We start from the raw sequence: 21,967 nt of genomic DNA, 5'->3' as shown, positions 1-21,967 counted from the left end.
GCCATGAGCACGGCGAACGAGGTCCGCACCGTCTGCGGCTACTGCGGTGTCGGCTGTGGCATGACGCTGCAGGTCGGCCGGCGCCGGGAGGGGCCGCGCGTCACCGGCGTGACCGGGACGGCCGACCACCCCGCCAACGCGGGACGGCTGTGCACGAAGGGCGCCACGACGGCCGACCTGCTCGCCGCGCCCGGCCGGATGGAGAAGGCGTCGGTGCGCTGGGACCGGGCGACCGACCGGGTCGAGGTCGGCATCGAGGCGGCGCTCGACGAGGCCGCCGCGCGCTTCCGCGCCGTGATCGACGAGCACGGGCCGGACGCCGTCGCGCTGTACGTCTCGGGCCAGATGACGCTCGAGGCGCAGTACCTCGCGACGAAGCTCGCCAAAGGGTACCTGCGCACGATCAACCTCGAGTCGAACTCGCGGCTGTGCATGGCCAGCGCGGGCACGGGCTACAAGCAGTCGCTCGGCGCGGACGGCCCACCCGGCTCGTACGACGACTTCGACCACGCCGACCTGTTCCTCGTCATCGGCTCGAACATGGCCGACGCCCACCCGATCCTGTTCCTGCGGATGATGGAGCGGGTCAAGGCCGGCGCGCGGCTCGTCGTGGTGGACCCGCGCCGCACGGCGACCGCCGAGAAGGCGGACCTGCACTGCCAGCTGCGTCCCGGCACGGACCTCGCGCTGCTCAACGGCCTGCTGCACCTGCTCGTCGAGGCCGGCGCCGTCGACCACGACTTCGTCGCCCAGCACACGCGCGGGTGGGAGCACGTCGAGGCGCTCGCGGCCGAGTACCCGCCCCGGCGCGTCGCCGAGCTGACCGGAATCGGGGAGGCGGACCTGCGCACGATCGCGGGTTGGATCGCCGAGGCCGGGGACTGGATGACGTGCTGGACGATGGGCCTCAACCAGTCCACCCACGGCACGTGGAACACGAACGCGATCTGCAACCTGCACCTGGCGACCGGGGCGATCTGCCGTCCCGGGTCCGGTCCCTTCTCGCTGACGGGCCAGCCGAACGCGATGGGCGGGCGCGAGATGGGCTACATGGGTCCCGGCCTGCCGGGCCAGCGCTCGGTCCTGTCCGCGGCCGACCGGGCGTTCTGCGAGGACGTGTGGGGGCTGCCGCGCGGCACGATCCGCGACGAGATCGGCGGCGGCACGATCGACCTGTTCGAGCAGCTGGGCCGTGGGCAGGTCCGGGCCGCGTGGATCGTGTGCACCAATCCCGCGCACTCGGTCGCGAATCGCGAGACGGTGCTGCGCGGCCTCGCGGCCGCCGACCTCGTCGTGGTGCAGGACGCCTACGCCGAGAACGAGACGCTGGCCCACGCGGACATCGCGCTGCCCGCCGCGCTGTGGACCGAGTTCGAGGGCGTCATGGTGAACTCCGAGCGCAACCTCACGCTCACGCGGCCGGCCACCGCGCCGCCGGGCGACGCACGGCCCGACTGGAGGCTCATCTGCGATCTCGCGGACCGGCTGGGCTTCGGCGAGGCGTTCGACTTCGCCACCGCCGAGGAGGTCTTCGACGAGATCCGGCGGTTCGCCAACCCGGCCACGGGCTACGACCTGCGCGGCGCCGACTACGAGCGGCTGCGACGCGGTCCGCTGCAGTGGCCGTGCCCGCCGGGAGGCGCGCGCCGCAACCCGATCCGCTACGTCGGCGACGGGCTCGCGTTCCCGACGCCCGACGGCCGCGCCGTCTTCCACGCCCGGCCCCACCTGCCCCCGGCGGAGCTGCCGGACGACGAGTTCCCGGTCGTGCTGAACACCGGGCGGCTCCCGCACCAGTGGCACACCATGACCAAGACCGGCAGGGTCGAGCGGCTCAACCGGCTCAACCCCGACCCGTTCGTCGAGCTGCACCCCGACGACGCGGCCGCGCTCGGCGTCGGCGAGGGGACCGAGGTGCGGATCGTGTCCCGGCGCGGCGAGGTGGTGCTGCCGGCCGTGGTCACCGATCGCGTCCTGCCGGGGACGTGCTTCGCGCCGATCCACTGGGGCGAGATGACGGGGGAGGGGCTCGCCGTCAACGCGCTCACGAACGACGCCGTCGACCCGGACTCGCTCCAGCCCGAGTTCAAGGCGTGCGCCGTGCGGCTCGAGCGGGCGCCGCTGCGACTGCCCGGCAGCCCGCCGGACGCGGAGCCCGCCGAGGTCGCCTGGCTCGCGGGTTACCTGGCGGCGGTCACGCACCGAGGTCACGACCTGCCGCCGTCCGCACCGGTGCGCCCGGAGCTGCGCGCCTGGTTCGAGTCGGTCCTGGCCGAGCACGCGCCGCCGCCGTCGCCCGCCGGCACGGTCGTGTGGTCGGCTTCGCAGACCGGGCGCGTCGACGAGCACGCCCCCGAGGTGGCGAGGACGCTGAACGCGTCCGCGCGCTCGCTCGGCGGCGCCCGCGCCACAGACCTCACCGGCACCGCCCTCTTCGTCACCAGCACGACGGGCGACGGCGACCCGCCGAGCGAGGCCGTCGGCGTCTGGCGCGAGCTGTGCGCGCCGGACGCGCCGGACCTGAACGGGCTCCGGTACAGCGTGCTGGCGTTCGGCGACTCCGCGTACGCGGACTTCTGCGGCTTCGGCCGTCGCCTCGACGAGCGGCTGGCCGAGCTCGGCGCCGAGCGGATCGCGCCGCGCGTCGACTGCGAGCCCGACTTCGACGCCGGGGCCGACGCCTGGCTGGCGTCGGTGGCCGAGGTGCTCGGCGGCGCGGACGTGGCACCGGCGCCGGTCGAGCGGTTCGGTCGCAGGCGCCCGCTGCTGACCTCGCTCACGCGGAACGAGCTGCTCACGGCCGAGGGCTCGACGAAGGAGGTGCGCCGCATCGGCGTCCGCCTGCCGCCCGACACGCTGACGTACGAGCCGGGGGACGCCCTCGTCGTCGCGCCGCGCGTCGACCCCGCGTACGTCGAGGCGTGGCTCGCGCTCACCGGGCTCGACGGGGACGTGCTCGTCGACCTCGACGACCAGCCTGTCCGCCTCGCCGATGCGCTCGCCGAGCGGTACGACTGCGTCGCCATCACGCCCGACGTGGTCCGGCTCGTCATCGACCGGCATCGCGGGCCGGTACCCGGGCTCCCGGACCCCGACGACCGCGCCGAGGTCGACGCCTGGGCGTGGGGCCGCCAGCAGGTGGACCTGCTGCGCCAGGTCCCGACGGTCGCGCGGCTCGACCAGTGGCTCGGGGTGCTGAGGCCGCTCGCGACGCGGCAGTACTCGATCTCGTCGAGCCCGCTGGAGGACCCGCTCGAGGCGCAGGTGACGGTCTCGGTGGTCCGCCACCGCGAGCACGGGCCGTGGCGCCACGGCGTGTGCTCGGCGTTCCTGGCCGATCGCGCGGGCGACGACGTGCGCGTCCACGTCCAGCGCCAGCGCCACTTCCGGCTCCCGGAGGACCCGGACGCCGCGGTGATCATGGTCGGGCCGGGCACCGGCATCGCGCCGTTCCGCGGGTTCCTGCGCCATCGCGAGGCGCTGGGTCACGCGGGGCGGAGCTGGCTGTTCTTCGGCGACAGGAACGGCGCGACCGACTTCCTCTACCGCGACGAGCTCGAGCAGCTGCGGCGCGACGGCGTCCTCACCCGCCTGGACACCGCGTTCTCGCGCGACCAGGACCGGCGCGTGTACGTCCAGGACCGCATGCGCGAGCACGGCGCCGAGCTGTGGCGCTGGCTCGACGAGGGGGCGCACGTCTACGTGTGCGGCGATCGCCTGCACATGGCGAAGGACGTCGAGGCGACCCTGCTGCTGCTCGCCGAGCGGCACGGTCCGATGACCCGCGAGGACGCGCGCGAGTGGCTCGCGGGACTCGAGGCGACCGGCCGTTACGCGAAGGACGTCTACTGACCGCGGACCGCCCGTGCGATCGGTAGGGTGGCCGCCATGACCGTGGCCGTCGTCACCGACTCGACCGCGTCGTTGGACCCCGATGACGCCGCCCGCGAGGGGATCACCGTCGTCCCGACGACCGTCATCATCGGTGCCCGCGTCTACACCGAGGGCGTCGACGTCACGTCGCAGATGATCGCGGACGCACTGCGGTCGTCGGTGCCCGTCAGCACGTCGCGCCCCTCGCCCGAGACGTTCCAGTCCGTGTACGAGGCGCTCGCCGCGACCGGGGTCGAGGAGATCGTCTCGGTGCACATCAGCTCGAAGGTCTCCGGCACGATCGACGCCGCACGGCTCGCCGCCGGCCGGGTCGAGATCCCCGTCCGCGTCGTCGACACGCTGAACGCGGGCCTGGCCACCGGCTACGCGGCGGGCGCCGCCGCGCGGGCCCGCGACGCCGGCGCCGATCCGGCGGGCATGGTCGCGGCGGCCGAGGAGGCGGCCCGCTCCGCGATGGTGCTGCTGTACGTCGACACGCTCGAGTACCTGCGGCGCGGGGGCCGCATCGGCCGGGCCGCCGCGCTCATCGGCTCGGCGCTGTCGGTCAAGCCGATCCTCACGATCGACGACGGCCAGGTGACGCCGCTGGAGAAGGTCCGCACGTCGTCGAAGGCCCTGTCGCGGCTCGTGACGCTCGCCGTCGAGAAGGTCGCCACGTACGAGGGCGACTACGACATCGGCATCCAGCACCTGGCCAACGCGGACGTGGCCGCGTCGATCGCCGACCAGCTCTGCGAGCGGCTGGGCCGCGACGCGATCGCCGTGGACGAGGTCGGCGCCGACATCGGCGCGCACGTCGGACCCGGGACGATCGCGGTCACCGTCAGCGCTCGCTGAGTTCGAAAGCACGGCAGTCCACAGGGCCCGGCGCCCGCTGCTCGTCATTCCACAGGCTGCCGCCGGTCCGTTCCGCCCCGGCGTGCACGTTCCTAGGGTCGCGACATGGCCTCCGTCCCGCCCGAGACCCGCGCGCAGGTCGCGCGACGACGCCTCGCCGAGCTGGCGGCGAACTTCGACGCCTCGCTGCCCGACCCGCCGGACGATCCTCCAGCCGTCGCGCCGCGCCCGGGCGGTCGCGCGCGGTCCCGGCTTCGACCCGTCCACGTCCGTCTGGTCGCCGTCGTCGGCGGCGCGGCGGCCGTCCTCGTCGTGTGGTGGCTCCTGACGGGTCGGCCCCACGAGGTGGCCGTGCCGCCTCCGACCGTCGCGGTCGCGGGTGCGGCGCCCAGCGCGACGGCGTCGGCCGCCACGCCGGCCGAGCTGGTGGTCGACGTCGCGGGGAAGGTGCGCCGTCCCGGGATCGTGACGCTGCCGCCCGGCTCGCGCGTGCACGAGGCGATCACGGCGGCCGGCGGGCTCAAGGGGGAGGTCGACACGTCCGGGCTGAACCTCGCGCGGGTGCTGGCGGACGGCGAGCAGGTGCTGGTGGGGGAGCCCGCGGCTCCCGCCGGTCCGGCCGGCGCGGGTGGTGCCACGGCTGCGGGCGGGCTCGTGAACCTCAACACGGCCGATCTGGTCGCCCTCGACTCGCTGCCGGGCGTCGGCCCCGTGACCGCGGAGGCGATCATCGCCTGGCGTGACGAGAACGGGCCGTTCCGCAGCGTCGAGGACCTGCTCGACGTCAAGGGCATCGGCGAGGCGACCCTGGCGGAGCTGCGTGACCGCGTCGCGGTCTGACCTGCGGGTCGTCCCGGCGGCACTCGTCGTGTGGGCGGCGGCCGCGGCGCTCACCCGGCTGCCTCCCGCCTGGTCGATTGGCGCGGCCGTCCTCGGGCTGGTGGTCGCGGCGGGGCGGCGGCCATGGCTGGCCTTCCCGGCGGCGTGCCTCGTGCTGGTGGCGGCCGGCTGCGGCTGGCGGGTGGCCGCCGTGGCGTCCTCGCCCGTCACGCAGCTCGCCGAGGACGACCGCACGGTCACGGCCGAGGTCGAGGTCCGTGAGGACGGCCGGGCGTTCGACGGCCGCTCCGGACCGGGCGCCGTCGTCGCCGTGACGGTGCGTCGGGTCGAGCACGGTGGGCGGGCCTGGCGGGTCCGCGTCCGGGCGACGGCGTTCGTGCGGGGGCCTGCCGCGCCGTTCGTCACCGGCACGCGGTGGCGCGTCCGGGCGACCCTCGCGCCGGCCGAGTCGACCGACGAGGCGGCCCTGCTGCGCGTGACTCGGTCGGCCCGGCTCGCGGGCGACCCGTGGTGGTGGCGCTGGTCCGAGGTCGTCCGCGACGGCATTCGCGACGGCGCGCGCCACCATGACGACCAGGCCGCGGCCCTCGTCCCCGCACTCGTGGCCGGGGACGAGTCCGGGCTCAGCGACACGACGCGCGAGCGCTTCCGGCGCACCGGCCTGACGCACCTGCTCGCGGTGTCCGGCGCGAACCTCACGATCGTGCTCGGCGTGGTGCTGCTGGGCCTCAGGTCCGTGGGTGCTCCGCGGCGGCTGCTGCTCGCCGCGGGACTCCTGACGATCGTCGCGTTCGTCCTCGTGGCGCGTCCCGAGCCGAGCGTCCAGCGTGCGGCCGTCATGGGAACGGTGGCGCTCGCCGGGCTGCTCGTCGGCCGGCCGCGAGCCGGCCTGCGCGCGCTCGCGTGGGCCGTCGTGGCGCTGCTCGCGCTCGACCCGTGGCTCGCGACCACGGCCGGCTTCGTCCTGTCGGTCTGCGCCACGGCCGGGATCATCGCCGCGGCGCCGCCCCTGGCTCGCCGCCTGCACTGGCTGCCGCGCCCGGTGGCCGCGGCCGTCGCCGTGCCGGTCGCGGCACACCTCGCGTGCCTGCCTGTCGTGGCCGCGCTCAGCGGCGAGGTCTCGCTCATCGCGGTGTTCGCGAACGTGCTGGTGGCCCCGGTGGTCGCCCCGGCGACGGTGGCCGGGCTCGCCGCGGGGCTCGTCGACCTCGTGGTCCCTGTCCTCGCGGTGGTCCCGGGCGTCGTGGCGTGGGCCGCGGCCACCGTGATCGTGACCGTCGCCCGGCTCGGCGCGGCCGTGCCGGGCGCGTCGATCGGCTGGCCCCACCCGTGGTGGACCCTGCTGCTCCTCGTGCCGGTCGTGGGCGGGGGCCTGTGGCGGCTCGCCCGACGGCCCGCGCTCGCGATCGGGATGACCGCCGGCCTGCTCGTCGCGATGGCGCGACCGCCCACTCCGGGCTGGCCGCCCGACGGCGTGGTGGTCGTCGCCTGCGACGTGGGCCAGGGGGACGGCTTCGTGCTGCCGACCGCACCCGGCGAGGCGGTCGTCGTCGACGTGGGGGAGGAGCCGGGACCGATCGACCGTTGCCTCACCGAGCTGGGGATCGAGCGGATCGCCCTGCTGCTGCTCACGCACGGCGACGCCGACCACGTGGGCGGCTGGCGCGGGGCGGTGCGGGGGCGCCCGGTCGAGGTCCTGGCGGACGGGCCGTCGGGTGCCCCCGCGGTCCCCGCCGGGCGACGGGTGCGGCTCCTGGCCGGTCACGACGTCACGGTGGGCCCCGTTCGGCTCGAGGTCCTGTGGCCGCTGCGGGACGAGGCTCGCGTGCCGCCGACGGAGCGCAACGACCGCAGCGTGGTGGTCCGGGCGCACGTGCGCGGCCACCGGATCCTGTTCACGGGCGACCTGGGCGAGGAGGCACAGCGCGGACTCGGCCGGGCGTCTCCTGACCTGGCCGCCGACGTGCTCAAGGTGCCGCACCACGGCAGCGCCGACCGGTGGCCCGAGCTGGTCGAGCGCGTCGCGCCGCGCGTCGCGCTCATCGGGGTCGGCGCCGACAACCCGCACGGCCATCCCACCGCCGAGGTGCTGGCCGACCTGGCCGCCCGCGGGATCGTCGTGGGGCGCACCGACGAGTCCGGGACGGTCGCCCTCGTCGACCGAGGCGGGACGCTCGTCCTGTCCGAGCGGTGACCTATCCTCGGGACGTGGCGAACCCGTTCGGCAAGGTCTGGCTGATCACCGGCAACTCCGAGTTCCTGTCCGACCGCGCGCGGCAGCAGGCGATCGCCCAGATCCGCTCCGCCGCGCCCGAGGTCGAGGTGGCGCAGTCGTCCGCGTCGTCGCTCGCTCCCGGCGAGTTCACCGCCCTCACGAGCGCCTCGCTGTTCAGCTCGGCCACCGCGGTCGTCCTGACCGACCTGCAGGACCTCAACGAGGCCGCGGCCGCCGAGCTCCTGCAGTACGCGGCGGCTCCCTCGGACGAGACCGCGGTCGTGCTCGTGCACGGCGGGGGAGCGAAGGGCAAGGGCGTCCTCGACAAGCTGCGCAAGTCCGCGTCCGTCACCGAGGTCGCCCAGCAGGCCCCCAAGTACGAGCGCGACCTGATCGCGTGGGTGCGCCAGGAGTCGCGCACGCTGGGCCGCGCGATCGACGAGGAGGGCGCCTCGGTGCTGGTCTCGGCCGTCGGGTCGGACCTGCGCTCCCTGGCCGCCGCCGTCGACCAGCTGGTCACCACGCTCGCCGAGGGCGAGGCGCTCGACGCCTCGGTCGTGAAGCGATACTTCGGCGGCCGCGCCGAGGTGCGCGGCTACGAGATCGCCGACGCGGCGCTCGACGGCCGGCTCGACCTCGCGCTCGAGCGTGCGCGCTGGGCCGAGGCCGCGAAGGTCGCGCCGCTGCTCATCACCGCCGCCGTGGCCTCCGGCCTGCGCCAGCTGGCGCGCGTCGTCACGGCCGATCCCGGCTTGCGCGACGCCGACCTCGCCCGCGAGATCGGCGCGCCACCGTTCAAGATCCGCTCGCTGCGCCAGAGCGCCCGCGGCTGGGACGAGGCCTCGCTGCGCCGGGCCCTCGACGTCGTCGCCCACGCCGACCTGGCCGTCAAGGGCGGCTCGGCCGAGCCGGGCCACGCGGTCGAGCGGATGATCATCGACATCGCGGTGGCGCGCAGCCGCACCTCCTGAGCCGCAAACGCGAAAGAGCCCCGCACCCATCGGGTGCGGGGCTCATCGTGCGGAGCTCAGAGCGCGGAGGCCTTCTTCGCGATGGCCGACTTGCGGTTCGCCGCCTGGTTCTTGTGGATGACGCCCTTGCTGGCAGCCTTGTCCAGCTTCTTGGCGGTGTCGGCGGCGAGGGCCTTGGCCTCGTCGGCGTTGCCGGCCTCGACGGCGGCGTGGAAGCGGCGGACGGAGGTCTTCAGTGCCGAGCGCACGGACTTGTTGCGCTCGCGCGCGGCCTCGTTCTGCCGGTTGCGCTTGATCTGCGACTTGATGTTCGCCACGGCAAACCTGTTCTTTCGTCGTTCCTGGTGATGAGAAGTCTGGTCGCGTCCGAGCCCGTCGTACGGTGGGCTGGACACGCAATCACCCATGCTACCAGCGCGGGCACGCAGTCCTCAAATCCGCCCGGTCTCATAGAGTGCGCCTCGTGCAGACTCTCTACGACATCCTCGTGTGGATCCACATCGCCTGCTGGGCCGCGGCCCTGATCCTGTGGGCCGTCTCCCTCAAGGCGCCTCGCGTCCCCAAGGGCATGGCGCACGCCGTCGCCACCGCCCTGGTGATCGGCATCGTGCTGACCGGCATCGGCTCGGCGAGCGACGAGGTCCACGACCCGAACAACGCCAAGGTCGCCGTCAAGCTCGTCATCGCGGCGGTCGCCACGGCGCTCGCGTTCATGAAGCAGAAGCTGCCGGCGCCGAACCCGTGGGGCCACGTCGTCGCGGCGCTCGTGCTCGTCAACGTCGTCATCGCGTACGCCTGGCGCTGATCGACTGTCACGACCCCTGCGGGGGTCGTGGACAATGGACCTCACCATGACGCGCCCCACGACCGCCCCGAGCCCCGGTGCCACGCCGCCCGAGCTGCTGCGGAACTTCTGCATCATCGCGCACATCGACCACGGCAAGTCGACGCTCGCCGACCGGATGCTGCAACTGACCGGCGTCGTCGACGAGCGCGCGGCCCGGGCGCAGTACCTCGACCGCATGGACATCGAGCGCGAGCGCGGCATCACGATCAAGAGCCAGGCCGTGCGGATGCCGTTCACCAAGTCGTCGGGCGACGACGCCGGCACGACCTACGTGCTCAACATGATCGACACTCCTGGGCACGTCGACTTCACGTACGAGGTGAGCCGGTCGCTCGAGGCGTGCGAGGGCGCGATCCTGCTGGTCGACGCCGCGCAGGGCATCGAGGCGCAGACGCTCGCCAACCTGTACCTGGCGATGGACGCGGACCTGCACATCATCCCGGTGCTCAACAAGATCGACCTGCCCGGCGCGCAGCCCGAGAAGTACGCCGAGGAGATCGCCGGCATCATCGGCGGCGAGCCCGACGACGTCCTGCGGGTGTCGGCCAAGACGGGCCAGGGCGTCGAGGCGCTGCTCAACCTCATCGTCGACGAGGTTCCGCCGCCCGAGGGCGACCCCGACGGCCCGCCTCGCGCGCTCATCTTCGACTCGGTCTACGACACCTACCGCGGCGTCGTCACGTACGTGCGCGTGGTCGACGGCAAGCTCAGCCACCGCGACAAGATCAAGATGATGTCGACCGGCGCGGTCCACGAGATGCTCGAGGTCGGCGTGATCAGCCCCGAGCCCGTCAAGGAGGACCACCTCGGCGTGGGCGAGGTCGGCTACCTCATCACGGGCGTGAAGGAGGTCCGCCAGAGCCGCGTCGGCGACACGGTGACCTCGGCCGCGAAGCCCGCCGAGCAGCCGCTCGGCGGCTACCAGCACCCGAACCCGATGGTGTTCTCCGGCCTGTACCCGATCGACGGCGACGACTTCGCGACCCTGCGCGACGCCCTGGAGAAGCTGCAGCTCAACGACGCGGCGCTCGTGTACGAGCCCGAGTCGTCCGGCGCGCTCGGCTTCGGCTTCCGCATCGGCTTCCTGGGCCTGCTGCACCTGGAGATCGTGCGCGAGCGGCTCGAGCGCGAGTTCAACCTCGACCTCATCTCCACCGCGCCGAACGTCGTCTACCGCGTCGAGCTGGAGGACGGCAGCGAGCACACCGTCACGAACCCCAGCGAGTACCCGAGCTCGGGCAAGATCGCCAAGGTCTTCGAGCCCGTCGTCTCGGCCACGATCCTGGCGCCGTCGGACTACATCGGCACGATCATGGAGCTGTGCCAGGCGCGCCGCGGTCAGCTCGGCGGCATGGACTACCTCTCCGAGGACCGCGTCGAGATCCGCTACACCCTGCCCATGGGCGAGATCATGTTCGACTTCTTCGACGCGCTGAAGTCGCGCACGAAGGGCTACGCCTCGCTCAACTACGAGCTCTCGGGTGAGCAGGAGGCCGACCTGGTCAAGGTCGACATCCTCCTGCAGGGCGAGGTCGTCGACGCGTTCAGCGCGATCGTCCACCGTGACAGCGCCTACTCGTACGGCGTCGCGCTGGCCGGCAAGCTCAAGGAGCTCATCCCGCGCCAGCAGTTCGAGGTGCCGATCCAGGCGGCCATCGGCGCGCGCGTCATCGCCCGCGAGAACATCCGCGCGATCCGCAAGGACGTCCTCGCCAAGTGCTACGGCGGCGACATCAGCCGCAAGCGCAAGCTGCTCGAGAAGCAGAAGGAGGGCAAGAAGCGCATGAAGATGGTGGGCCGCGTCGAGGTCCCCCAGGAGGCCTTCATCGCCGCCCTCTCGACGGGCGACAGTAAGTCCTGACGCCCGCGCTGGTCGGCGAATCCTTCCCCGCGGGAGCTACGCGGCGGTAGGGTGACATGAATCACACTTGCCCGTCCGTTCGTCCCCCGGGAGCTCCCCATGGTCGTGTCCACCGCCGAGCAGCTGAAGATCGTCGAGAACCGCGCCCGCACCGTCGGCGACCTGTTCTTCGACCGGGTCAAGGCGTCGGGCCCACGCGAGGCCTACCGGTACCCGGACGAGAACGAGAACTGAGTCTCGATCACGTGGCAGGAGACCGGCGACCGCGTCTCGCGCATCGCCGCGGGCCTCGTGGACCTGGGCGTCGAGCCCGAGCAGCGCGTCGCGATCGCTTCGGGCACCCGGATCGAGTGGATCCTGTCCGACCTCGCCGTCAACGTCGCCGGCGCCGCGACCACCACGGTGTACCCGACCTCGGTCGCCGACGACGTGGCGTACATCCCGTCCGACTCCGACAGCCGCGTCGTGTTCGCCGAGGACGACGAGCAGGTCGCCAAGCTGCGCGAGAAGCGCTCCGAGCTGCCCAGCGTCAGCATGGTCGTCACGTACGACGGCACGCCCGACGGCGAGTGGGTCATCACGCTCGACGAGCTCATGGAGCGCGGCGAGAAGTACCTCATCGACCACCCGAGCGTGCTGCAGGAGCGCATCGCCGGCACGCACCCGGAGTCGCTCGCGACCCTCATCTACACGTCGGGCACCACGGGCCGCCCCAAGGGCGTGCGCCTGGTCCACGACAACTGGACGTACGAGGGCGCGGCCGTGGCGGCGCCGGGCTCGCTCAGCGAGGACGACCTCGAGTACCGCTGGCTGCCGATGGCTCACTCGTTCGGCAAGGTCCTGCTGACGTCGCAGCTGACGATCGGCTTCCCGTGCGCCGTCGACGGCCGGGTTCCCAAGATCGTCGACAACCTCGCCGTCGTGAAGCCGACCTTCATGGGCGCGGCCCCGCGCATCTTCGAGAAGGCCTACGGACGCGTCGTCGGCATGATGGTCGAGGAGGGCGGCGCCAAGCTCAAGCTGTTCCGCTGGGCCGAGAAGGTGGGCCTGCAGGTCTCGCGCCTGGAGCGCGCCGGCAAGCCGGTCCCGCTGCCCCTGAAGGTGCAGCACCGCATCGCCGACAAGCTCGTCTTCAGCAAGATCCGCGAGCGCTTCGGCGGCCGCGTGCGGTTCTTCGTCTCGGGTGCCGCCGCGCTGTCGACCGACATCGCCGAGTGGTTCCACGCCGCGGGCGTCCTCGTCATGGAGGGCTACGGCCTCACCGAGACCTCGGCGGGCTCGTTCGTCAACAGCCCGCAGGACTTCCGCATCGGCTCGGTCGGCAAGCCGTTCCCCGGCGTCGAGGCCAAGATCGCCGAGGACGGCGAAGTCCTCATCAAGGGCCCCAACGTCATGCGCGGCTACCACAACCTGGAGGGCGAGTCGGCGTCCGCGCTGACCGAGGACGGCTGGCTCGCGACGGGCGACATCGGCGAGATCGACGCCGACGGCTTCCTGCGCATCACCGACCGCAAGAAGGACCTGTTCAAGACGTCGGGCGGCAAGTACGTCGCGCCGTCGCACATCGAGGGCACGTTCAAGGCGGTGTGCCCGCTCGCGAGCCAGATGGTGGTGCACGGCAACGACCGCAACTTCTGCTCCGCGCTCATCACGATCGACCCCGATGCCGCGGTGGCGTGGGCCGAACACCACGACATGGCCGGCAAGTCGTATGAGGAGATCGTCGCGTCCCAGCGGATGCACGCCGAGATCGCGCGCTACGTCGACGAGCTCAACTCCAAGCTCAACCGCTGGGAGACGGTCAAGAAGTGGGCGATCCTCGACCACGACCTCTCGATCGAGTCCGGCGAGATCACGCCGAGCATGAAGGTCAAGCGCCGCGTCGTCGAGCAGCGCTACGCCGACATCCTCGACGGCTTCTACGCGGACGCGTGACCGGTGACGGTTTCCCCGGTTAACCGGGGAAACCGTCACCGAGCGTGGTTCACGAACCACGCGAAGTGACAGGAAACCTCGCTCAGTCGGCGCCACGTACCCTTGGGACGTGGCGTTCGGCATCTACCTGCACGTGCCGTTCTGCTCGGTGCGGTGCGGCTACTGCGACTTCAACACGTACACCGCCGACGACCTCGGCGGGCCCGACGTGCTCGGCGCCTCCCGCGCGACCTACATCGACGCCGCCCTCGGCGAGCTCTCGCTCGTGCCCGAGCGGACAGTCGACACGGTCTTCGTCGGGGGCGGCACGCCGACCCAGCTGCCGTCGGCGGACCTCGTGCGGTTCCTGCGGGCGCTCGACCACCGCCTCGGCCTCGCGCCGGGCGCCGAGGTCACGACCGAGGCCAACCCCGACAGCGTCACGCCGGCGTCCCTCGCCGAGCTGCGCGAGGGCGGCTTCACGCGGATCTCGTTCGGCATGCAGTCGGCCGTCCCGCACGTGCTGGCGATGCTCGAGCGCACGCACGACCCCGAGCGCGTCCCGCAGGCCGTGCAGTGGGCGCGCGAGGCCGGCTTCGAGCAGGTCAGCCTCGACCTCATCTACGGCGCGCCCACCGAGACGATGGACGACTGGCGCCACACGGTCGAGTCGGCCCTGGAGCTGCGTCCCGACCACATCAGCGCGTACGCCCTGATCGTCGAGGACGGCACCGCGTTCGCGCGCAAGGTCCGTCGCGGCGAGGTCGTCATGCCCGACGACGACGAGACCGCCGACAAGTACCTGCTGGCCGACGACCTCATGTCGGCCGCCGGCCTGTCCTGGTACGAGCTGTCCAACTGGGCCGTCGACGAGGCCGCGCAGTGCCGCCACAACATCGGCTACTGGAACGGCGGGCAGTGGTGGGGCGTCGGGCCGGGCGCGCACTCGTTCGTCGACGGCGAGCGCTGGTGGAACGTCAAGCACCCCGGCGCGTACGCCCAGCGGATCATGCGCGGCGAGTCCCCGCGTGCCGACGGCGAGCGGCCCGACGCCGCCGAGCGGCACCTCGAGGACGTCATGCTGCGCATCCGGCTGGCCGAGGGGATCGAGTCGTCGCTGCTCGGCGACGCCGACCGGCTCGTCAGTGCCGGCTGGCTCACGCCCGTCGGCGACCGCATGGTGCTGACCCGCACGGGCCGCCTCATGGCCGACCGCGTCGTGCTCGAGGCTGTCGAGGGTCTCGACTAGAAGTCCCCGCCCGCACTACGTTCGGTCCATGGGTGACGTGGACGTCACCACCGCGCAGGGCGGACCGACCACCGTCAGTCGTCCCGTCCTGACCGCGATGGTCATCGGATCCATGGTCGGCGCCGGGGTGTTCTCGCTCCCGGCGCGCTTCGGCACGGCCACCGGTGTCGCCGGCGCGCTCATCGCGTGGGCGATCGCGGGCACCGGGATGTTGATGCTGGCGTTCTGCTTCCAGACCCTCGCGGTGCGCAAGCCCGAGCTCGACTCGGGCGTCTTCATCTACGCCAAGGCCGGCTTCGGCGACTACGTCGGCTTCAACTCGGCGGTCGGCTTCTGGGCCAGCGCCATGGCGGGCAACGCCTTCTACTGGGTCTTCATGACCGCGACGGTCGGCGCCTTCTTCCCCGAGTTCGGCGACGGCGACACGCTCCTGGCGGTCGGCGTGGCCACGATCGGCGTCTGGGTCTTCCACACGCTGATCGCGCGTGGCGTGCGCGACGCCGCCGTCATCAACCGCATCGTCACGGTCTTCAAGATCGTCCCGATCCTCGTGTTCATCGTCGTGCTGGCGTTCACGTTCGACGCCGGCACCTTCGGCGACAACTTCCTCGCGTACGACGACCTCGGGTCGATGACCGAGCAGGTCAAGAACACGATGATCATCACGACGTTCGTGTTCATCGGCATCGAGGGCGCGAGCGTCTACTCCCGCTACGCCCAGCGCCGTGAGCACGTCGGCCAGGCGACGGTGCTGGGCTTCCTGAGCGTGCTGGCGATCTTCTCGCTCGTGACGATGGTGTCCTACGGCGCGTTCACGCAGCCCGAGATCGCCGGGACGCGGCAGCCCTCCATGGTCGGCCTGTTCGAGCAGACCGTCGGGCCGTGGGGCGAGTGGTTCATCAGCGCCGGCGTCATCGTCTCGGTGCTGGGCGCCTACCTCGCGTGGACGCTCATGGCCGCCGAGGTCGCGTTCATCCCGGCGCGCAGCAACGACATGCCGCGGTTCCTGGGCCGCGAGAACGCCTCGGGCACGCCGATCACCGCGCTCATCGCGACCAGCATCGGCGTGCAGGTCCTGCTGGCGGTCACGCTGCTCATCAAGGACTCGCTCAACTTCATGCTGGACCTGTGCACGAGCCTGGCGCTCGTGCCGTACCTGCTGGCCGCGGCGTACGCGCTCAAGCTCGCGTGGACGGGGGAGACGTACGAGGACGACCCGGCCGGCCGACGCAAGAACGCCGTGTTCGCGACGCTCGCCTCGGCGTACGCGATCTTCCTGTTCGTCGCCGCGGGGCTGGAGTTCCTGCTGCTTTCCTGCCTCATCTACGCGCCGGCGGTCGTCCTGTTCGTCATCGCCCGCGTCGAGCGCAAGGCCCGCGTGTTCACCCCGCCCGAGCTCGTCCTGTGCATCGTGATCTGCGCGGGTGCCGTCTTCGCCCTGTACCAACTGCTCACCGGTGGCATCGTGGTGTGATGCCCGGACCCGAAGGAGCCCCATGACCCGCCCGTCCGACGCCTACGGCGTCCACTCCGAGGTCGGCACGCTGCGCAAGGTGCTCGTCTGCGCACCCGGACTCGCGCACGAGCGACTGACGCCGTCGAACTGCGACGACCTGCTGTTCGACGACGTGCTGTGGGTCGACCACGCGCAGCGCGACCACCAGGACTTCGTGCAGATGATGATCGACCGCGGCATCGACGTCGTCGAGCTGCACGACGTGCTCGCGCGGACGATGGCCGACCAGGAGGCCCGCTCGTGGCTGCTCGACCGCAAGATCGTCCCCAACGAGGTCGGCATCGGCCTGGTGGAGGAGACGCGGTCCTACCTCGACGAGCTGCCCGAGGCCGAGCTCGCGCGGTTCCTCATCGGCGGGCTCTCGACGCGTGACCTGCCCCGCGAGCTGGCGCCCGGGTACCGCGCCCTGGTCCGCGAGGCGCACGGCCACCACGAGTACCTCATGCCGCCGCTGCCGAACACGCTCTACACGCGCGACACGACGTGCTGGGTGCACGGCGGCGTCACGCTGAACCCGCTGTTCTGGGCGGCACGGCAGGACGAGACGCTGCTGATGAAGGCGATCTACGAGTTCCATCCGGACTTCGTCGGCTCCACCGTGTGGTGGGGCGATCCCGAGCTCGACTGGGGGACCGCGACGGTCGAGGGCGGCGACGTCATGGTGCCCGGCGACGGCGTCGTCCTCGTCGGCATGAGCGAGCGGTCGTCGCGCCAGGGCATCACGCAGCTGGCGAAGGCGCTGTTCGACCGCGGCGCGGCGCAGAAGGTCATCGTGGCCGGCATGCCGAAGCTGCGCGCCGCGATGCACCTCGACACGGTCTTCACGTTCGCCGACCGCGACGTCGTGACGGTCTACCCCGAGATCGTGGACACGATCCACGCGTTCACGATCCTGCCGGGCGACGGGCTGCCCGGCATCGAGGTGATCGACCACGAGGAGACCCCGTTCCTCGACGTCGTCGCGCAGGCGCTGGGGGTCGGCAAGTTCACGGTCGTCGAGACCGGCGGCACCGAGTACGACACCGAGCGCCAGCAGTGGGACAGCGGCAACAACCTCGTGGCGCTCGAGCCGGGCGTCGTGGTCGCCTACGACCGCAACACCCACACGAACTCGCTGCTGCGCAAGGCCGGCATCGAGGTCATCGAGATCGTCGGCGCCGAGCTGGGCCGAGGGCGCGGCGGCGGCCACTGCATGACGTGCCCGCTCGTGCGCGATCCGCTCGAGGCCTGACCGGAGCACCGTGGACACGCGCCGGCGGTGGGTGCGCTTCGCCCTCACCGTCGTCGCCACGGGCGTCGTCCTGGTCGTCGGCGTCGGCCTGCTGGACGAGATCGACTGGGACGGCGTCCGCTCGTCGCTGGCGCGGCTGGAGGCGTGGCAGTTCGTGCTGCTGGCCCTCGGGCTGCTGCTGCGCCAGTACCTGAACGCGCTGCCGCTGGCGCTGTTCATCGAGGGCTGCTCGTCGTGGCGGGCCCTGCAGAACGACCAGGCGGCGATCCTCATGACGACGGTCGCGCCGCCGCCCGCCGACTACGTCATGCGGTTCGCGATCTTCAGCTCGTGGGGGATCCCGCTGGCGGCGGCCGTCGCGGGCTCGGTCATGAACACGCTGTCGTTCTACGTCGTGCGGTTCGGCGCCCCGGTGCTGGGCAGCGTCCTCATGCTGTGGCTCGGCACGTTCCACCCGGGAGAGCTGTTCGCCGCGCTGCCCAGCATGGCGGTCAGCGTCGCGATCCTCGCCGCGCTGTGGCTCGCGTTCCGCGGCGAGGCGTTCACGGCGGGCCTGGCGCACCGGGCGGGCGACCTCGTCGGCCGGGTGCGCTCGCAGGTCAGCGGCGGGGCCTGGAGCGCGTGGGCTGTCGACTTCCGGCGCCAGGTCGTCGGCCGGGTCCCGTGGGCCCTGCCGCGCTCGCTGCTGGCACTGCTGGCGATGGTGCTGGTCGACGCGGCGCTGCTGACGGCGGCGCTGCGCTGCGTCGGCGTGGACGCGGGCCAGGTCCCGGCGATCGAGGTGTTCGTCGCGTTCCTGGTGGCGTACCCGCTCACGCTGTTCCCGTTCTCGGGCGTCGGCATCCTCGACGCCGTCGTGGTCGCGACGCTCCTGCAGGTGGGCACGAACGTGTACGAGGAGGGTCTCGTCGCCGGGTTCGTGGTGTGGCGCGTCGTGACGCTCGGCGGCCCGATCCTGATGGGCCTGGCCTCGCTCGCGCTGTGGAAGTGGCAGGTGCTGCGGCGGCCGGCTACGCCGGCTGGGTGACGAAGTCGATGAGCTCCTCGACCCGGCCCAGGAACGCGGGCTCGAGGTCGGTCCAGGAGTCGACGCGGCCCAGGATCGCCTTCCACGCCCGCGCGATGTCGGCCTGGTCCTCGTGCGGCCAGCCCAGGTGCGCGCAGATGCCCTTCTTCCACTCGACGTGACGCGGGATCGTGGGCCACGCGTCCATGCCGAGGCGCTGGGGCTTGATCGACTGCCACACGTCGACGTACGGGTGGCCGACCACGAGCAGGTGGGGCACGTGCTTCACCGCGTCGGCGAGGCGCTGCTCCTTCGAGCCCGGCACGAGGTGGTCGACCAGCACGCCCAGGCGGCGCTTCGCGGTGGGCTGGAAGTCGCGAACGATCGCGGCGAGGTCGTCGATGCCGCCGAGGTACTCCACCGCGACGCCCTCGGCGCGCAGGTCGTCCCCCCACACCTTCTCGACGAGCTCGGCGTCGTGCCGGCCCTCGACGAAGATGCGGCTGGGCAGGGCGACCTTGGCGCGGGTGTCGGCGGCGACGCGCGAGCCCGACGCCGTGCGCGTCCTGGCGGCGGGTCCCTTGGGCGTCGGCGCCACGAGGACGACCGGGCGGCCCTCCATGAGGAAGCCGGGGCCGAGCGGGAAGACCTTGCGGCGCAGGTGACGGTCCTCGAGCTCGACGGTGCCGAGGTCGCGCTCGACGCGCATGACCTCGCCGACGAACCCGGTGGACACCTCCTCGACGACGATGCCGAGGTCGGCCGCGAGCTCGGTCGAGCGGCCGCGCCTGGGCTTCTTCCAGTCGCCGGAGAGGACGTCGGTCCCGTACCGGTCAGCCATGGCCGAACCACACTCCCAGGAGTCGCTGGTGGAACGCCTCGACGTCGTCCTTGCTGCCGCTGTCGAGGGTGTCGGTGACGATGAGCCCGATCGCGAGGTCGACCGCCGCGGGCCACGACTCGGGCACGGTCGAGGGCACCTCGTCGGTGACGAGGGCGCCCAGCGCGACGGCGGGGGAGTGGCCGGGTCGCGTCACGACCATGACCAGCTCGCCGCCGCGAGGGCCGTCGCCCAGGTGCGAGACCTCGACGAACGTCTCGCCGACCGTCGTGGCCCACACCGACGCCATCGTGCCGCCGCGGGACTCGTGCGCGATCCGGGTGCCGTCGGGGGCCGTGACCTCGTAGGGCGTGTACACGAGCACCTCGTCGCCGTCGACGACCTCGATCGCGCCGTCCGCGCGCACCGCCACCTCGCTCACCACGACAGGTTGCCATCCGCGCGCGGACCGCTCGCGGAGGCGCACCGGCCCACCGGTCCGCCGGTAGACTTGGCACTGGACCGGGTCGAGTGCCAAGTGGGAGGTGACCGATGATCGAGGACCGCCGTCTCAACGTGCTCCGCGCGATCGTGGAGGACTACGTCGCCACGCAGGAGCCCGTCGGGTCGAAGGCGCTGCTCGAGCGGCACCAGCTGGGCGTCTCCTCGGCCACCATCCGCAACGACATGGCGGCCCTCGAGGACGAGGGGTACCTGACCGCGCCGCACACCTCCGCCGGCCGCATCCCCACCGACAAGGGCTACCGGATGTTCGTCGACCGGCTGTCCGAGGTCAAGGCGCTCTCGGCGGCCGAGCGCCGCGCGATCGAGACCTTCCTGTCCGGCGCGATCGACGTCGACGACATCGTCACGCGCAGCGTCAAGATCCTCGCCCAGCTGACCAACCAGGTCGCGATCGTGCAGTACCCGTCGCTGACCCGCTCCACGGTCCGCCACGTCGAGCTCGTCGGCCTCGAAGGCGCGCGCGTGCTGGTCGTCGTCATCACCAGCAGCGGCCGCGTCGAGCAGCGCATCGTCGAGCTGGTCGAGACGCCGGGCGAGCAGCTGCTCGCCGACCTCAAGTCCCGCATCGTGCGCGCCACCCTCGGCGAGCGCCTGCCCGAGGCGTCGGTGCGCCTGGCCGAGCTCATCGACACGTTCGCGATCGACGACCGTCCCGTCGTCTCCTCGATCGTCACGACGCTCGCCAACACGTTCTCGAACGAGCGCTCCGACGAGCGCGTCGCGGTCGGCGGCACCGCCAACCTCGCGCGGTTCGGCGCCGACTTCGACACCTCGATCCGACCCGTCCTGGAGGCGATGGAGGAGCAGGTCGTCCTGCTGCGCCTGCTCGGCGAGGCCACGACCGGACCCCACGTGCGCATCGGTCGCGAGACCGGCCGCGAGGACCTCTCGGGCACCGCCGTCGTCTCGAGCACCTATGGTCCCGGGGGCGAGATCCTGGCTCAGCTCGGGACGATGGGGCCCGCCCGCATGGACTATCCCGCCACGATGGCCGCCGTCGGCGCCGTCGCCCGCTACCTCGGGCGCATCCTCGCCGACGGCTGAGCGCCGCACACCACGCGAAAGAGAAGAGACCTTGGACTACTACGAGCTGTTGGGCGTGTCCCGTGACGCGACGCCGGAGCAGATGAAGAAGGCGTACCGCAAGCTGGCGCGCCAGCTGCACCCCGACGTCAACGACGCCCCCGACGCGGCCGACCGCTTCAAGGAGGTCACGACCGCGTACGAGGTGCTCTCGGACCCGCAGAAGCGCGCCGTCTACGACCGTGGCGGCGACCCGCTCTCCGGTGGCGGCGGCATGGGCGGCGGCTTCGGCCAAGGCTTCAGCTTCGACGACATCATGGACGCGTTCTTCGGCCAGTCGTCCTCGCGCGGCCCGCGCCCGCGCACGCAGCGCGGCCAGGACGCGCTGCTGCGGCTGTCGATCAGCCTCGCCGAGGCGGCGTTCGGCGTCACCCGCGAGATCAAGGTCGACACGGCCGTCACGTGCGAGGTGTGCGGCGGCAGCGGCGCCAACGAGGGCTCCGAGCCCGTCACGTGCGGCACGTGCCACGGCCACGGCGCGGTCCAGCACGTGCAGCGCTCGCTGCTGGGCGACATCCGCACGTCGCGCACGTGCCCCACGTGCCAGGGCTACGGCACCGTCATCCCCGACCCGTGCCGCGAGTGCCACGGCGACGGCCGCGTGCGCTCGCGCCGCAGCCTGCAGGTCAACGTCCCCCCGGGCGTCGACGACGGGAACCGCATTCAGCTCGCCGGCGAGGGCGAGGTCGGCGCGGGCGGCGGCCCGGCCGGCGACCTCTACATCGAGATCAAGGTCGCCCACCACCCCCGCTTCACGCGCCAGGGCGACCAGCTGGCCTGCCAGATCACGCTGCCGATGACGGCGGCGGCGCTCGGCACGCGCTTCGACCTGCTCACGCTCGACGCCGAGCGCGAGGACCTCGAGGACGTGGAGAGGACGGTCGCGATCGACGTGCCCGCGGGCACCCAGTCGGGCGAGACGATCCTGGTCCGCGGCTACGGCGTGCCGAAGCTGCGCGGCTCGGGCCGCGGCGACCTCACGGTGCAGGTCGTCGTCGAGACGCCGCGCGACCTCGACTCCGAGCAGCGCGAGCTGCTGGAGAAGCTGGCCGCCGCGCGCGACGAGCGCCACCCCGAGCCGGCACTGGACCACTCGTCGCGGACGGTCTTCGGGCGCATCCGCGACGCGTTCAAGTGACGGCTGGCTAGAGTCGGGCC

General features: G+C 72.4%; 18 protein-coding genes. 15 read left to right on the top strand and 3 right to left on the bottom strand.

What is annotated here, in order from left to right:
• Nucleotides 1-3: 3 nt before the first annotated feature.
• From AB3M81_RS14025 to holA, 5 genes are all read left to right on the top strand, one after another.
• Nucleotides 4-3,852: a bifunctional nitrate reductase/sulfite reductase flavoprotein subunit alpha gene (locus AB3M81_RS14025; protein WP_412904532.1), complete on the top strand. Its 3,849-nt coding sequence runs from the start codon at nt 4-6 to the stop codon at nt 3,850-3,852.
• A 36-nt stretch (nt 3,853-3,888) separates the two neighbouring features.
• Entirely contained in the window at nt 3,889-4,731 is an 843-nt protein-coding gene (locus AB3M81_RS14020; RefSeq protein ID WP_412904531.1) for a DegV family protein, read from the top strand.
• A 105-nt stretch (nt 4,732-4,836) separates the two neighbouring features.
• Nucleotides 4,837-5,571: a ComEA family DNA-binding protein gene (locus tag AB3M81_RS14015; protein WP_412904530.1), complete on the top strand. Its 735-nt coding sequence runs from the start codon at nt 4,837-4,839 to the stop codon at nt 5,569-5,571.
• The gene (locus AB3M81_RS14010) at nt 5,552-7,765 is read left to right on the top strand and encodes a ComEC/Rec2 family competence protein (RefSeq protein WP_412904529.1); all 2,214 of its coding nucleotides are present in this window, start codon (nt 5,552-5,554) and stop codon (nt 7,763-7,765) included. The genes AB3M81_RS14015 and AB3M81_RS14010 overlap by 20 nt, the downstream gene beginning before the upstream one ends.
• A gap of 14 nt (nt 7,766-7,779) precedes the next feature.
• Nucleotides 7,780-8,757, top strand: a complete 978-nt coding sequence (holA, locus tag AB3M81_RS14005; protein ID WP_412904528.1) for a DNA polymerase III subunit delta — start codon at nt 7,780-7,782, stop codon at nt 8,755-8,757.
• Nucleotides 8,758-8,813: 56 nt separating this feature from the next.
• On the opposite strand, the gene rpsT is transcribed toward holA, so the two are convergent.
• Nucleotides 8,814-9,074, bottom strand: a complete 261-nt coding sequence (gene rpsT, locus AB3M81_RS14000; protein ID WP_412904527.1) for a 30S ribosomal protein S20 — start codon at nt 9,072-9,074, stop codon at nt 8,814-8,816.
• Between the two features lie 146 nt (nt 9,075-9,220).
• Between rpsT and AB3M81_RS13995 the strand changes: the two genes are divergently transcribed.
• The 8 genes from AB3M81_RS13995 (at nt 9,221) to AB3M81_RS13960 (ending at nt 18,402) form a co-directional block, all read left to right on the top strand.
• Nucleotides 9,221-9,562, top strand: coding sequence for a hypothetical protein (locus AB3M81_RS13995; protein ID WP_412904526.1), 342 nt, complete (start codon nt 9,221-9,223; stop codon nt 9,560-9,562).
• 46 nt (nt 9,563-9,608) lie between these two features.
• A complete protein-coding gene (lepA, locus tag AB3M81_RS13990) occupies nt 9,609-11,465 on the top strand; it encodes a translation elongation factor 4 (RefSeq protein ID WP_412904525.1) in 1,857 nt (618 codons plus the stop codon).
• Nucleotides 11,466-11,564: 99 nt separating this feature from the next.
• Nucleotides 11,565-11,699 carry a hypothetical protein gene (locus AB3M81_RS13985; protein ID WP_412904524.1) on the top strand — a complete coding sequence of 45 codons (135 nt, stop codon included), beginning with the start codon at nt 11,565-11,567 and terminating at the stop codon, nt 11,697-11,699.
• A 6-nt stretch (nt 11,700-11,705) separates the two neighbouring features.
• Entirely contained in the window at nt 11,706-13,400 is a 1,695-nt protein-coding gene (locus tag AB3M81_RS13980) for an AMP-dependent synthetase/ligase (RefSeq protein WP_412904611.1), read from the top strand.
• 109 nt (nt 13,401-13,509) lie between these two features.
• Nucleotides 13,510-14,628 (top strand): radical SAM family heme chaperone HemW, encoded by a 1,119-nt coding sequence (gene hemW, locus AB3M81_RS13975; RefSeq protein WP_412904523.1) that lies wholly within the window; start codon nt 13,510-13,512, stop codon nt 14,626-14,628.
• 28 nt (nt 14,629-14,656) lie between these two features.
• The gene (locus AB3M81_RS13970) at nt 14,657-16,102 is read left to right on the top strand and encodes a basic amino acid/polyamine antiporter (RefSeq protein ID WP_412904522.1); all 1,446 of its coding nucleotides are present in this window, start codon (nt 14,657-14,659) and stop codon (nt 16,100-16,102) included.
• A gap of 22 nt (nt 16,103-16,124) precedes the next feature.
• Nucleotides 16,125-17,375: an arginine deiminase gene (locus AB3M81_RS13965; RefSeq protein WP_412904521.1), complete on the top strand. Its 1,251-nt coding sequence runs from the start codon at nt 16,125-16,127 to the stop codon at nt 17,373-17,375.
• A 10-nt stretch (nt 17,376-17,385) separates the two neighbouring features.
• Complete coding sequence (locus AB3M81_RS13960) at nt 17,386-18,402, top strand: lysylphosphatidylglycerol synthase domain-containing protein (protein ID WP_412904520.1); 1,017 nt, start codon at nt 17,386-17,388, stop codon at nt 18,400-18,402.
• Here AB3M81_RS13960 and AB3M81_RS13955 read toward each other — a convergent pair.
• Together AB3M81_RS13955 and AB3M81_RS13950 are read right to left on the bottom strand one after the other, a co-directional pair.
• On the bottom strand, nt 18,386-19,222 hold the full coding sequence (locus AB3M81_RS13955) for a DUF3097 domain-containing protein (RefSeq protein ID WP_412904519.1): 837 nt from the start codon (nt 19,220-19,222) through the stop codon (nt 18,386-18,388). The two genes, AB3M81_RS13960 and AB3M81_RS13955, sit on opposite strands and share 17 nt — an antisense overlap.
• On the bottom strand, nt 19,215-19,643 hold the full coding sequence (locus AB3M81_RS13950; protein WP_412904518.1) for a hypothetical protein: 429 nt from the start codon (nt 19,641-19,643) through the stop codon (nt 19,215-19,217). Before AB3M81_RS13950 ends, AB3M81_RS13955 begins: the two co-directional genes overlap by 8 nt.
• Nucleotides 19,644-19,753: 110 nt before the next feature.
• Here AB3M81_RS13950 and hrcA point away from each other — a divergent pair, with 110 nt between their 5' ends.
• Entirely contained in the window at nt 19,754-20,770 is a 1,017-nt protein-coding gene (hrcA, locus tag AB3M81_RS13945; protein ID WP_412904517.1) for a heat-inducible transcriptional repressor HrcA, read from the top strand.
• Nucleotides 20,771-20,801: 31 nt separating this feature from the next.
• A complete protein-coding gene (dnaJ, locus tag AB3M81_RS13940) occupies nt 20,802-21,947 on the top strand; it encodes a molecular chaperone DnaJ (RefSeq protein ID WP_412904516.1) in 1,146 nt (381 codons plus the stop codon).
• Nucleotides 21,948-21,967: the final 20 nt, after the last annotated feature.

The sequence above is a fragment of the Aeromicrobium jepli genome, assembly GCF_047246605.1.
Classification (GTDB): Bacteria; Actinomycetota; Actinomycetes; order Propionibacteriales; family Nocardioidaceae; genus Aeromicrobium.
Note: the sequence above shows the minus strand (reverse complement) of the source record. Positions and strands in the feature narration are given on the sequence as shown.